The sequence below is a fragment of the Alcaligenes sp. YSL9 genome (assembly GCF_030515105.1).
In the GTDB taxonomy this organism is placed as follows: Bacteria; Pseudomonadota; Gammaproteobacteria; order Burkholderiales; family Burkholderiaceae_B; genus Alcaligenes; species Alcaligenes phenolicus.
Genome location: NZ_JALXJU010000001.1, coordinates 907,834 through 920,878, shown reverse-complemented (window position 1 = coordinate 920,878; position 13,045 = coordinate 907,834). Strand labels below are relative to the sequence as shown.

11 protein-coding genes are annotated in these 13,045 nt (G+C 56.9%); 4 read left to right on the top strand and 7 right to left on the bottom strand.

The window, feature by feature from the left end; all coding sequences use genetic code 11:
• Positions 1-34 precede the first annotated feature (34 nt).
• Together M2Q46_RS04275 and M2Q46_RS04270 are read left to right on the top strand one after the other, a co-directional pair.
• On the top strand, positions 35-565 hold the full coding sequence (locus M2Q46_RS04275) for a TRAP transporter small permease (protein ID WP_045929918.1): 531 nt from the start codon (positions 35-37) through the stop codon (positions 563-565).
• A gap of 18 nt (positions 566-583) precedes the next feature.
• Entirely contained in the window at positions 584-1,870 is a 1,287-nt protein-coding gene (locus tag M2Q46_RS04270; RefSeq protein ID WP_088450107.1) for a TRAP transporter large permease, read from the top strand.
• A gap of 139 nt (positions 1,871-2,009) precedes the next feature.
• On the opposite strand, the gene M2Q46_RS04265 is transcribed toward M2Q46_RS04270, so the two are convergent.
• Positions 2,010-2,426, bottom strand: coding sequence for a MerR family transcriptional regulator (locus M2Q46_RS04265; RefSeq protein ID WP_088450105.1), 417 nt, complete (start codon positions 2,424-2,426; stop codon positions 2,010-2,012).
• Between the two features lie 128 nt (positions 2,427-2,554).
• Here M2Q46_RS04265 and M2Q46_RS04260 point away from each other — a divergent pair, with 128 nt between their 5' ends.
• Positions 2,555-3,940: a dihydrolipoyl dehydrogenase gene (locus M2Q46_RS04260; protein WP_247966780.1), complete on the top strand. Its 1,386-nt coding sequence runs from the start codon at positions 2,555-2,557 to the stop codon at positions 3,938-3,940.
• A 133-nt stretch (positions 3,941-4,073) separates the two neighbouring features.
• Here the strand turns inward: M2Q46_RS04260 and M2Q46_RS04255 are convergent, their stop codons facing one another.
• Complete coding sequence (locus M2Q46_RS04255) at positions 4,074-4,427, bottom strand: helix-turn-helix transcriptional regulator (protein ID WP_035271750.1); 354 nt, start codon at positions 4,425-4,427, stop codon at positions 4,074-4,076.
• Positions 4,428-4,631: 204 nt separating this feature from the next.
• Between M2Q46_RS04255 and fusA the strand changes: the two genes are divergently transcribed.
• A complete protein-coding gene (fusA, locus tag M2Q46_RS04250; protein WP_302356830.1) occupies positions 4,632-6,749 on the top strand; it encodes an elongation factor G in 2,118 nt (705 codons plus the stop codon).
• A 210-nt stretch (positions 6,750-6,959) separates the two neighbouring features.
• On the opposite strand, the gene M2Q46_RS04245 is transcribed toward fusA, so the two are convergent.
• The 5 genes from M2Q46_RS04245 to M2Q46_RS04225 are packed head-to-tail and all read right to left on the bottom strand — an operon-like array spanning position 6,960 to position 12,916.
• Positions 6,960-7,571 (bottom strand): SCO family protein, encoded by a 612-nt coding sequence (locus M2Q46_RS04245; protein WP_302356829.1) that lies wholly within the window; start codon positions 7,569-7,571, stop codon positions 6,960-6,962.
• Positions 7,572-7,586: 15 nt separating this feature from the next.
• A complete protein-coding gene (locus tag M2Q46_RS04240) occupies positions 7,587-9,659 on the bottom strand; it encodes a M3 family metallopeptidase (protein ID WP_035271744.1) in 2,073 nt (690 codons plus the stop codon).
• 15 nt (positions 9,660-9,674) lie between these two features.
• Complete coding sequence (gene folD, locus M2Q46_RS04235; RefSeq protein ID WP_026483301.1) at positions 9,675-10,538, bottom strand: bifunctional methylenetetrahydrofolate dehydrogenase/methenyltetrahydrofolate cyclohydrolase FolD; 864 nt, start codon at positions 10,536-10,538, stop codon at positions 9,675-9,677.
• Positions 10,539-11,162: a response regulator transcription factor gene (locus M2Q46_RS04230; protein ID WP_042480818.1), complete on the bottom strand. Its 624-nt coding sequence runs from the start codon at positions 11,160-11,162 to the stop codon at positions 10,539-10,541.
• Complete coding sequence (locus M2Q46_RS04225) at positions 11,159-12,916, bottom strand: PAS domain-containing sensor histidine kinase (protein WP_035271741.1); 1,758 nt, start codon at positions 12,914-12,916, stop codon at positions 11,159-11,161. The genes M2Q46_RS04230 and M2Q46_RS04225 overlap by 4 nt, the downstream gene beginning before the upstream one ends.
• Between the last annotated feature and the right edge of the window lie 129 nt (positions 12,917-13,045).

Below are 13,045 nucleotides of genomic sequence, written 5' to 3'. Positions count from 1 at the left end.
TCACCCTCATGTCCCGACCCCACAGGTAAAAGTTATGACAACTAACAACGTACCGACCAAAACAGAAAATTGGGCCGATAAAAGCGCGTCTGTTATTGAAAAGGCGCTGGATTGGATTATCGGCAGCATGATGTTTGTGATGTGTGCGGTTATTGCATGGCAGATCTTCTCTCGCTACGTCCTGAAAGATATGTCCTCCTGGAGTGAGGAAGTTGCTCGCTTCTTGATGGTCTGGATTTCCTTGCTGGGCAGTGCAGCGGTATTGCGCCGCAGTGGTCACGTGACAGTCACGATCTTTCTGGACCACATCTCAAGCAAGCTCAAACGACGCGTCTTGATTATTCGCGACCTGCTGATGCTGGCGACCTTGCTCAGCATCACCTACTACGGTTGGGAGTTTGCGCAAATCAACGCGGTTCAGCTCTCGGCAGCGATGGATATCCCCATGTCCTGGGTCTATGCGTCCCTGTGGCTGGGAATGGGCTTGTGCGTGGTGATTTTGCTGTTAATCCGCTTGGGCAGTCAGCCTGATTGGACATCTGGCAGCATCGACGAGCACCCCTAAGTACGGAAAACACTTTTTATGATCACCGTAACCTTAATTACCCTTCTGACGCTCATTCTCATGCTGATTGGCATGCCGATCGGCTTTGCCATCACGGCGGGCGTTCTGGCTGCTTTGGTGGCACTGGGTGATATCAGCTTGATGGCGGTTCCTCAGCAATTGTTCAGCGGACTGGACAGTTTTTCCTTGCTGGCCATTCCGTTCTTTGTTCTGGCCGGTAGCCTGATGACCTCCGGTGGCCTGACCAGTCGACTGCTGGATTTTGCCAATGCCTTGTTGGGCCGTTTCAAAGGTGGCCTGGCCATGAGCGGCGTGCTGGCCTCGGGCATGTTTGCCGGGATCTCCGGCTCGGCCGTGGCAGATACCAGTGCTCTGGGCCGTATCATGATTCCTGCCATGATCCGCTCTGGCTATCCACCCGGTTTTGCGGGCGGCGTTATTGCAGCCGCGAACGTGGTGGCTCCCATCATCCCGCCTTCCATCCCATTTATTGTGGTGGCCGTACTGACAGGCCAGTCCATCACGACCTTGTTCTTGGCCGGTGTGGTACCAGGCATTCTGTATATGCTGTCCATGCTGGTGATGAGCTGGTGGATCAGCAAGCGTAATAATTTCCCAACGCAAGGCAAAGCCTCAGGCCGGGAAATCTGGATTACCTTTAAGAACTCGGCCTTTGCCTTGTTGCTGCCAGTCTTTATTCTGGGCGGCATTCGCAGCGGTATTTTCAACATTACCGAAGCGGCCATCATGGCGGTGATTTATGCCTTGGTCGTCGGGACGCTGGTATACCGTCAGATCACCTGGAAAATCTTTGTAGATAGCCTGGTTGGCGCCGCTCATACCACCGCTGTGATCATGATCATCGTTGCAGCAGCGCGTGTCTTTAGCTGGCTGTTGGCGTACGTCAGTATTCCCGAAGCCATTTCAGCTTTCGTTTTGGAAAACATCAGCAACCCGCTTGTGTTCCTGCTGTTCGTCAATGTGCTGTTGCTGATCGTGGGTATGTTCCTGGAAACCAACGCCGCCCTGGTGATGTTGATTCCTGTGCTCTATCCCATTGCGATGAAGCTGGGGATTGATCCGACTCACTTTACCGTGGTTGCCGTCGTGAACCTGTGTATTGGTCTGATTACACCACCAGCCGGTTTGTGCCTGAATATTTCGTCCTTGCTGGCTCGCATCTCGTTGGAGCGGGGTGTGGTGGGGATTGCTCCCTTCCTGTTCACGGCCTTGCTGGTACTCATTATCTTGACCCTGTTCCCGCAAGTGTCGGTGTGGCTGCCTAATGTGGTGGCTGGTTCCTAGCCTATTTGGAGATTTGGCACGATGCCGCTGCCTCTCAAGCCTTGTGGAAGGTTTGAGAGGCATTTTTTTTAACCGCTTTGTTTAAGAGATTCGGGGGAGTATGCCGACGAGCGGGGCACGTGTCTGGAGGAGCCCGCGCTCAGGCTGTGGTTTTTACCGACCCGGAGCAATGGCCGCCTTCCAAACCATCCAGGATGGGGCAATCAGGATGCTGGTCCCCCTGGCATTGTTCAGCCAGCACCCGCAGCTTGGCCGCCATGTCCAGTAAGAGGGCAGCGCGGCTTTCCAGTGCTTTGATATGTGCCTGAGCCAGTTGCTTGACCTCGCTGCTGGGACGTTGCTGGTCGCGCCACAGGCTGGTCAGTTGCTGAATGTCCGCCAGATTGAAACCCAGGTCCTTGGCGCGAACAATAAAGTGCAAGGTATCCAGGTCCTGATCCTGGTAGACGCGGTAGCCATTGGGGGCACGGTCACTATTCAAGAGTCCCAGATCTTCATAGTGCCGGATCATTTTGGGTGTCAGGCCGGTTACGCGGGCCGCTTCACTAATCAGCATGGGCTTTCCTCGGGCAGTGCAAGGGGACTGCGTTATGATTGAAAGAGTCAATTCTGCACATTGTAGAACGGGTGGTCGGGCAGGTCATCAGGCCCCTGATTGCCTTAGTATGGACTCAAGGAGCGGTTATGAAAGAAATTCAGTGTGATGTTGCCGTGATTGGAGCGGGGACAGCAGGCATGACAGCGTATCGTACGGCCAAACGTGCCGGTAAACGAACGCTGATGATTGAATCAGGCCCCTATGGCACCATGTGCGCACGTGTTGGCTGCATGCCATCCAAATTGTTGATCGCAGCAGCGGACGCTGCCCATCATGCCCGCCATACCGCTCCTTTCGGTGTTCACGTAGACGGCAATATCCGCATTGAAGGCAAAGAGGTCATGGATCGCGTGCGTCGCGAGCGGGATCGCTTTGTGCAATTTGTGGTGGACGATGTGGAAGGCTTTGATGCCGAAGACAAAGTGCGTGGTCATGCCCGCTTTGTGTCCGAGCATGTGCTGGAAGTGGATGACCATACCCGTATCACCGCAGGGCACGTGATTATCGCCACTGGCTCTACACCCGTGCGCCCCAAGGAGCTGGAGCCGCTGGGGGCTTTGCTGATCAATAACGAGGATGTTTTTGACTGGACGGATTTGCCGGAAAGCGTGCTGGTTGTCGGTACGGGCGTGATTGGTCTGGAGTTGGGTCAGGCGCTGGCGCGTGTGGGCGTGAAGGTGTCCATTATCAACCGCAGCCAGAGCCTGGCTGGGCTTTCGGATCCCGAAGTGCGTGAAGCCGGACGGGCGATTTTCAATCAGGAACTGAACATTCGCGCTGACGTAACCGTGTTGGGCAGCGAAGTCGTCAATGGCAAGGCGCGCGTGCGCTTGCAGGTGGATGGCAAGGAACTGATCGAGGATTACGACTACGTTCTCGGCGCCGCAGGCCGCAGACCACAGTTGGATAATTTGGGGCTGGACAATACCCCTGCACAGTGGGATAGCAAAGGACGAGTAGTGTATGACCCTGCCAGCCTGCAGCTGAAAGGCACTTCTATTTATCTGGCCGGTGATGTGAACCAGCGTGCGCCTATCTTGCACGAGGCAGCGGATGATGGTCGTCTGGCCGCTTTGCAGGCCGTCAGCAATGGACAGGACGAGCCCATGGCGCGTCGTGCGCGCATGGCAGTGATGTTCACGGATCCACAGGTGGCCGTGGTTGGCACGCCCTTTAAATCCCTGCCAGAAGGCGCGGTGACAGGGAGTGTGAACTTCGGCAATCAGGGCCGTGCTCGCGTGATGCTGGTCAACCGTGGCTTGTTGCACGTTTATGCGGACAAGGCGGGCAAGTTTCTGGGGGCCGAGATGGTGGGGCCTCAAGCTGAACATATTGCTCACTTGCTGGCCTGGTCCTTGCAGATGGGACTGACGCTGGATCAGATGCTGGCCATGCCGTTCTACCATCCCGTATTGGAAGAGGGCTTGCGTACGGCCTTGCGCGGTGCGCAATCTGCTTTGCGAGGCAAATAAGTCAGCCTGCACGGGTTTGATCCCGTTTTCGGGCTCTGGCCCCGAGAGTCTTGACCCTGTATGTGAGTTGCCCGCCAAAAGTTGGACATTGATCCGACCTTTGGCGGGCAGTTTGATTTTCAGGGTGCTTTTATTATTTGGCGGCGTTTTGTAGATGCTGCGCGGTGGTCGCCTCGGTTACCGGGTCATTTTCCAATGCGCCCAGCAAGGAATGCAGCAGGCCGGGAAAGCGGTCCTCCAGATCGTCCTTGCGCAGCGACAGCAGGTTCTCTCGTCCAGAGGGGCGTTGCCAGATTACGCCGCTATCGCGCAAGACACGCCAGTGATGCGTCATGGTGGATTTGGTTTGGCCTTGCAGTAGCGAGCCACAGGCGCGTTCGCCTTCAGAGGCCAAAGCACGCACAACGGCCAGACGCAAGGGATTGCCCAGGGCAGTCAGTACATTTTCCAAGCGAATCTGTGCGCGCTCGGGATGATTGGGAAGCATATCGGGTCCTGTCATTATTCGTCGCGGTGATTGTACCCGTGTCCACGTACCGTTTTCGCGCTGTGGTGTGGATGCACGGCGCGTGGAAAAAATCTTGTTAATAGTACGATTGTAGGCGTACTATCTGATTGTTATCAACCACTGAAACAACAGGAGCCCAGGTGCCTTGCACCGCAAGGCAGGACGACTCCAAGGACAATCATCATGGCTCGCCATACACCCATCACTCGCTATCGGAACATTGGTATCTCGGCGCATATTGACGCTGGCAAAACCACCACGACCGAGCGCATTCTTTTCTACACCGGCGTCAGTCACAAGCTGGGGGAAGTGCATGACGGGGCGGCCACTATGGACTGGATGAGCCAGGAGCAGGAGCGTGGCATCACCATTACCTCGGCGGCCACCACCTGCTTTTGGCGAGGCATGGATGGCTCGCTGCCCGAGCACCGCATCAATATCATCGACACCCCCGGCCACGTGGATTTCACCATCGAGGTTGAACGCTCCATGCGCGTGCTGGACGGCGCGGTCATGGTGTATGACGCGGTCGGTGGGGTACAGCCCCAATCTGAAACGGTTTGGCGTCAGGCCAACAAGTACAAGGTTCCGCGCCTGGCTTTCGTCAACAAGATGGACCGTGTCGGGGCGGATTTCTTTCGTGTACGTCAGATGATGGTGGACCGCCTCAAGGCCAATCCTGTGCCTGTTGTGATTCCCATGGGGGCTGAAGAGGGTTTCAAGGGTGTGATCGACCTGCGTTTGATGAAAGCGATTGTGTGGGACGAGGCCTCTCAGGGCATGAAGTTCAGTTTTGAGGACATCCCTGCGGATTTGGTCGCCCCGGCCAAGCAATGGCGTGAGCGCATGCTGGAAGCAGCGGCAGAAGCCAATGAAGAGCTGATGAATCAGTACCTGGAAACGGGTGAGCTGAGCGTGGCCCAGATCACGCTGGGCCTGCGCTTGCGCACCATTGCCGGAGAGATTCAGCCCATGCTGTGTGGCTCGGCCTTCAAGAACAAGGGTGTGCAACGCATGCTGGATGCGGTGGTGGAGCTGCTACCTTCTCCCGTAGATGTGCCTGCAGTGCAAGGCGTGGACGAGGCTGGCGAAATCGTCACTCGCCAGTCTGACGACAATGAGAAGTTCTCGGCATTGGCCTTCAAGCTGATGACGGACCCGTATGTCGGCCAGTTAACCTTTGTGCGTGTGTATTCCGGTGTGCTGGCCAAGGGCGATAGCGTCTATATTCCCGGCCGTGGCAAGAAAGAGCGCATTGGCCGGATTGTGCAGATGCATGCCAATGACAGGCATGAGGTGGATGAACTGCATGCGGGTGATATTGCGGCCTGCGTTGGCCTGAAAGAGGTCAGTACAGGTGAAACCCTGTGTGATCCATCGGCCATCCTCACCCTGGAGCGCATGGAGTTTCCTGAGCCGGTGATTCGTCAGGCTGTAGAGCCCAAGACCAAGTCTGATCAGGAAAAGATGGGGATTGCGCTCTCGCGTCTGGCTTCTGAAGATCCGTCCTTCCGTGTCAGCACGGACGAGGAATCGGGCCAGACGATTATTGGCGGTATGGGCGAGCTGCATCTGGAGATCATTGTGGATCGCATGAAGCGCGAGTTCGGTGTGGAAGCGAATGTGGGCAAACCGCAAGTGGCCTACCGCGAAACCATCAGCAAGACCGTGCGCGATGTCGAAGGCAAGTTTGTGCGTCAATCTGGCGGTAAAGGACAGTACGGCCATGTGGTCTTCACTCTGGAGCCGCAAGAGGCGGGCAAGGGCTTTGAGTTTGTCGACGCCATCAAGGGCGGGGTGGTTCCGCGTGAATACATCCCGGCGGTGGAAAAAGGCGTGCTGGAGGCCCTGAACAGTGGTGTGCTGGCGGGCTATCCCGTGGTGGATGTGAAAGTCACCTTGACCTTCGGTTCCTATCATGACGTGGACTCGTCCGAGCAAGCCTTCAAGATGGCGGCGATCTTTGGTTTCAAGGAAGCGGCCAAACAGGCATCACCCGTGATCCTGGAGCCCATGATGGCGGTGGAAGTGGAAACGCCTGAAGACTATGCCGGCAATGTGATGGGCGATCTGTCCAGCCGTCGGGGCATGGTGCAAGGTATGGATGACATGGTGGGGGCGGGCAAGCTGATCAAGGCGGAAGTGCCTTTGTCCGAGATGTTTGGCTATGCCACTACGCTGCGTTCCATGTCCCAGGGCCGTGCAACGTACTCCATGGAGTTCAAACGCTACGCGGAAGTGCCCAAGTCCATGGTGCAGGATCTGGTGGCTGAACGTCAGAGCGCACGACACGGAGGCTGATACTAAAGGGGGCGGGTATTCCTGTGTCTAACCAGGCACGGGAACGCCCGCCCCGATGCTTTGCCTGTTGTTGTTGTTGTTGTTGTTGTTGTTGTTGTTGTTGTTGTTGTTGTTGTTGTTGTTGTTGTTGTTGTTGTTGTTGTTGTTGTTGTTGTGCTGAGGGCGCTGTTGGCCAGTCTGATCTGAGGTTTGATTCAGGGCCAAGCTCGTTTAGTTCAGCAGACTGCGTACTCCATCCGCCAGAACCTGCACTGACTCGGTGTCCGGTGCCAGATATCGCGCTCTGCCTTGCTGATCGAAGATATACACGCCACGGCTGTGCGAGACCTCGTAGTTTTCGGGTGCTTTGGGATCGGGTTTTTCAATCTGGAAGGCCACTCGGTAACGACGGGCCAGATCGGCAATCTGCTTTTCAGAGCCTGTCAGGCCGGTGGTGTGCTTGCCATCAAAGGCGGCCACATAACGGGCCAGGGAGTCGGGCGTATCGCGGTGGGGGTCCACACTGACAAAGAGGATGCGCACCTGCTCGGCATCGTTCCCCAGATCTTCCATGACCACGCCCAGCTGGGCCAAGGTGGTAGGGCAAATATCCGGGCAACTGGCATAGCCAAAAAACATGATGACGACTTTATCCTTGAAGTCATCCTGGGTGACGGTTTTGGGGCCAGCGGCTTGAAGGGAAAAGCGCAGATCGGGCAGGAAGCCACGTACGGGATGCAGATTGGCAGCGGCAGCGTTGCCTAGCAGGAACAAGCCCAGCGCCAGTGTCAGGCCAAACTGTTTAAACAAGACAAGAATGGACTTTACTGGGCTGGGTGTCATGGACGTCCTCTGGGTTTAAGCAGGCTCTGGAGTGAGCCCGCTGTGACGGAGCAGGGCGGTAATGGAAGGATCGCGGCCACGGAATGCACGGAAGGAGTCGGCAGCCGGGCGTTCGCCCCCTACGGACAGAATCTCGCGCCAGAAGCGATGGCCCGTATTGCTGTCGAGGGTATCACGTGCCCCATCCGAGTGGGTATAGGCTTTTTCCTCAAAGGCCGAGTAGGCGTCGGCGGACAGGACTTCAGCCCATTTGTAGCTGTAGTAACCCGCGCCGTAGCCACCCGCAAACAAGTGCGAGAACTGATGCGGGAAACGGTGCCACTCAGGCGGGAACAGCACGGCGACTTCCTGGCGAACCTGATCCAGAATCTCCATGACGGCTTCAATGCTCAGGCCGCTATCACGCGAGTGGATCAGCATGTCAAACAGGGAGAACTCCAGCTGGCGCACCATTTGCATGCCGCTCTGGAAGTTGCGGGCCAGATTGAGCTTGTTGTAGAGCGCACGGGGCAGATGCTCGCCGGTTTCCACGTGGGCCGTCAGCATTTGCACCACAGGCCATTCCCAGCAGAAATTTTCCATGAACTGCGAAGGCAATTCGATGGCGTCCCATTCCACGGCGGAGAAGGCCGAGGCGGCTGGATCATCCACACGCGAGAGCAGAGTGTGCAGGGCGTGGCCGGACTCGTGGAACAGGGTGATCACATCGTCATGCGTGAGCAGGGCGGGGCGACCGGGCTGGGGTTCGGCAAAGTTGCATACCAGGTAGGCAATAGGCAGGCACAGTTCTTCACCCAGACGGCGACGGCTGCGTTCGCTATCGACCCAGGCACCGCCTTGCTTGCCTTGGCGGGCGTGCAGGTCCATGTACAGATAACCCAGAACTTTGCCGTCGGAAGCCATGACTTCAAAGGGGCGTACGGCAGGATGCCAGGCAGGCACGTCAGCGGCGCGCAGTGTCACGTCAAACAGGCGCTGAATGACTTTGAACAGGCCGTTCAGAACGGCGGGTTCCGTGAAGTACTGTTTGACCTCGTCTTCCGAGTAGGCGTAGCGCTGTTCACGCAGGCGTTCAGCGCTGAACGGCACATCCCAGGCTTGCAGGGTGTCCAGGCCCAGCTCCTTTTTGGCGAAGGCTTGCAGCTCGTCCAGGTCCTGGCGGGCGTAAGGGCGAGCCTTGGCAGCCAGATCGCGCAAGAAGCTCATCACCTGTTCCGGGGTGTCGGCCATGCGGGTTTCCAGACGCATATGGGCGTAGCTGGCAAAACCGAGCAGGCTGGCTTCCTGGGCACGCAGATCCAGCAGCGTTTCAATCGCCTGGGAATTATCAAACTGGGCATCGCCTTGATCGGAGGCAATGGTGGTGTAGGCCCGGTACATCAACTCACGCAAGGTCTGGTTGCGTGCGTATTGCATGACAGGCAGGTAGCAAGGCATTTTCAATGTCAGACGCCAGCCTTGCTGATCGTTTTCCTGAGCAGCGCGTTGGGCGGCGGCCAACACGTCGTCCGGGATGCCGTCCAGTTCGGCCTGGTCGGTGACCAGGTAATGCCACTGATCAATCGCATCCAGTACATGCTCGGAGAACTGCTGCGAGGTTTGCGCCAACTCTTCGGAAATACGGGCGTAGTCTTCACGCGCCTGACCTTCCAGTTGCACGCCGCTCAGGCGGAAATCGCGCAGGGCCAGGGTAATGATGCGTTGGCGCTGGGGCGTCAGGGTGGCAAAGGCCGGGCTGTCGGCCAGCGCCTGATAACGCAGGAACAAAGGACGGTTCAAGCCCACCCAGGTCGAGAACTCGCTCATGCGCGGCAGGCATTGGTTGTACACCGTGCGCAGTTCGGGCGTATTGATGACCGAGTTCAGGTGACCGGCCACCGACCAGGCGCGATACAAGGTTTCGGTGGCGTCGGTGATGGGCTCGACGATGTTGTCCCAACTGGGTTCGCTATCGTCGTTGGAGACTGTGTCTACGGCTTGGCGGGCCAAGGCCAGCAGTTGGTCCACCGCCTGCTCGATGTGCTCGGGCTGGATGGCGGGATAGTCAATAAGGCTGTCGATAGGAACCAGTAAGGGATTTGTCGTCATAAACCGTTGATTAAATTAAAGACTGATGTTGGCCGAACGTTCGGCCGCTTCCAAGGTGTTGACCAGCAGCATGGCAATGGTCATGGGGCCGACGCCGCCGGGTACGGGCGTAATGGCCGAGGCCACTTCGCTGGCGCTGGCAAAGTCCACGTCGCCGCACAGCTTGCCGTCTGCACCGCGGTTGATACCCACGTCGATCACGACGGCACCGGGCTTGACCATATCGCCGGTAATGATGCCAGGTCGGCCTACGGCAGCGACCAGCACATCGGCACGGCGTGTCTGGGCGGCCAGATCGCGCGTTTTGGAGTTACAGAGGGTGACGGTGGCGCCCGCAGCCAGCAAGAGCATGGCCATGGGTTTGCCCACGATATTGCTGGCGCCCACGACTACGGCTTCTGCGCCGCGCAGTGCCACGTTTTCGGATTCCAGCATTTTCATGACGCCGTAGGGCGTGCAGGGGGCAAATAGTGGCTTGCCCGTCATGAGCATGCCGGCATTGCTGACGTGGAAACCATCCACGTCCTTGTGCGGTGCAATGGTTTCAATCACCTTGTGCTCGTCCAGATGGGCGGGCAGGGGCAACTGAACCAGAATGCCGTGCACCGAGCTGTCCTGATTCAAGCGAGTGATCAGGGCTAGCAGCTTGGTTTCGGTGGTGTCGGCAGGCAGACGGATGATTTCGGATTTCAGGCCGGCGGCTTCGCATGCCAGGCCCTTGTTGCGTACATAAACCTGGGAGGCCGGATCTTCACCGACCAGTACCACGGTCAAACCGGCTTGAATGCCGTGGGTTTGTTTCAGCTTGGCAACGCGTTCTGCAACGTCCGCCTTGATGGCGGTGGACAGCTTTTTTCCATCAATAATGCGAGCACTCATTTACGCATCCTCGGACTTGGTGAGGGCGATTTTCATGAGGTCGGCAACCGTAGTGACTTCCAGTTTTTCCATGATATTGGCGCGATGCGCTTCGACAGTTTTAATGCTGATGTTCAAGTCCCCAGCAATCTGCTTGTTCAGGCGACCGGCAACAATGCGTTCCAGCACTTGCTGTTCGCGCGCTGTCAGGCGGCCCAGGACTTCTTGTTGATCTTTTTGCGCCTGCGCTTGCGAGGCACGAGCCGTAGCCTGTTCGATCATGCGGCTGACAATAGTGCGCAGATCGGCTTCGTTAAAGGGTTTTTCCAGAAAGTCGATAGCGCCTTTCTTCATGGTGCTCACGGCCATGGGCACGTCACCGTGGCCGGTAATGAACACAATCGGGATGTTCGACTTGCGAGCGATCAGGGCTTCTTGCAGCTCCAGGCCGCTCATGCCGGGCATGCGCACGTCCACAATCAGGACGGCCACCTGGGCCGGGTCATAGGCGCCCAGAAACTCTTCGCCCGATGCAAAGCAGCGGACCCGATAGCCGTTAGCTTCCAGGAGCCAGCGCAAGGAGTCCCGTACGGCTTCGTCGTCATCGACTACGTAAATGGTGCATGGCATTTGCGGGCTGGTCATTCGGGTATCTCCAGTTTGTTATCAAGGGTGTCCGTTACATCCGGTGCCGCACAAGGTAGACTGAAACGGAAAATCGTTCCACCCTCTGGATTGCCGACAGCCCACAGGCGGCCGTGATGCGATTCAATAATTGTGCGACAGATATTCAGGCCCATCCCAAGGCCTTCGGACTTGGTGCTGTAAAACGGTTCAAAGAGGCGCTCGGGGTCTTTCAAGCCATGACCGCGATCGATGACGGCCATCTCCAAAAGCGATTCTTGTTGGGTAATCACCAATTGAAGCACATGATGCTCGCTGTGTTCCATGGCTTCGATCCCATTTTTGAGCAGATTCAATAATACCTGTTCTATGAGAATGGGGTCGGCAATGACGTCAGGAACGGGGTCCGGAATGCTCAATTCAATCTCGATCTGGCGCTTGCGGGCGTCGATTTCGGCAAAGCCGACGGCATTTTCCACAATACGCATGACCTTGACGCGGACGCGGCGCGGTTCGCTACGTTTCACGAATTCACGAATACGGCTGATGATCTTGCCCGCGCGCTCGGCTTGCTGGGCCGCTTTTTCCAGCGCGGCCAGCAGGGTTTCAGGCTGGTAGCGACCAGATTTCAGCATGGCAACTGCGCCCATGCTGTAGTTATTGATGGCCGTCAGCGGCTGGTTCAATTCGTGCGCCAGCGAGGAAGCCATTTCGCCCATGGTGGTCAGGCGGCTGGTCAACTGCACCTTTTCCTGCTGAATGCGCGAGGCTTCTTCGTGCTTGCGGCGGTCGGTAATATCGCGCGCCACTTGCAGACGCACACGACGGCCATCCGTCCAGGCCAGCATGCGGTGATGGACTTCAAACCAGCGGGCCGCCGATTCGGAGTAAATCTCTACGGTTTCATCCGTAAAGCGACCCAGACGGCCACCCAGCAGTTCAGCGTGGCCATTGGATTGGGCGCCAAAGAAGCGACGATAGGTGCGGTTGGCAAACAGCAGTTCTAGACCGTCCGATGTATCGGCCACCACGGAAATGGCATCATCCAGACCTTCCAGCACCGTCATGAAGCGTTCATGCGCGGCGGTCAGGGCTTCGCGAATACGCTTGGGTTCGGTAATGTCCGTCATGGAAGTCATCCAGCCGATCTGCTCTCCATTGGGGGCACGCAAGGGCGAGACATACATACGGGCCGTAAAGCGCGAGCCATCGCGGCGCTGAGCCTCCACTTCCAGACCACTGCTGGGCGTGCGGCCGGACAGCAAAAGATCCAGGGTTTCCTGATGCTGTTGATGACGACCGGGTAACCAGTAAGGGAAGGGGGCGGTGCGACCGACCAGATCGGCCTCATTCCAGCCAATCATTCTGCAAAAAGCCGGATTCACATAAGCGATGCGGCCCTGCATGTCAAAAACGCGCATCCCCGTGGACATGGAGTTTTCCATGGCACGCCGGAAACCCGTCTCGGCGGTTTGTGCTGCCTCGGCATGGGTGCGGAAGCGGGTATAGCGCCACAGGGCCAGCAAACTGACCACAATCACCAGGGACAGGGCCAGAATTACCATCATCAGGCGTTGCTGGCGCGTTTCCTGGTCGATGGTCACAAACATGACGCTATCGTTTTGCAAACGCTGCAGCCACAGGAATACCCCCATGACACACAGGTAGAGAAACAGCACGACAACCGGTGTCAGCCAATAGAATCCACGCCGATTCTGCTTGGCCTGATCATAGAAGGTTGAAGGGATCAGAGACTTTTTGGGATGAGTAGCCATAACAGCAAGAAAAGAAGTATGGCTGGATTGTAATGTAGGGCTATTTTTTTTAGTGATATTTCGTATTATGAAAACACATACCATAAAATGAAATTTTGCTTGAGCGTTTCTGTGTTCTTTCCTAGAATG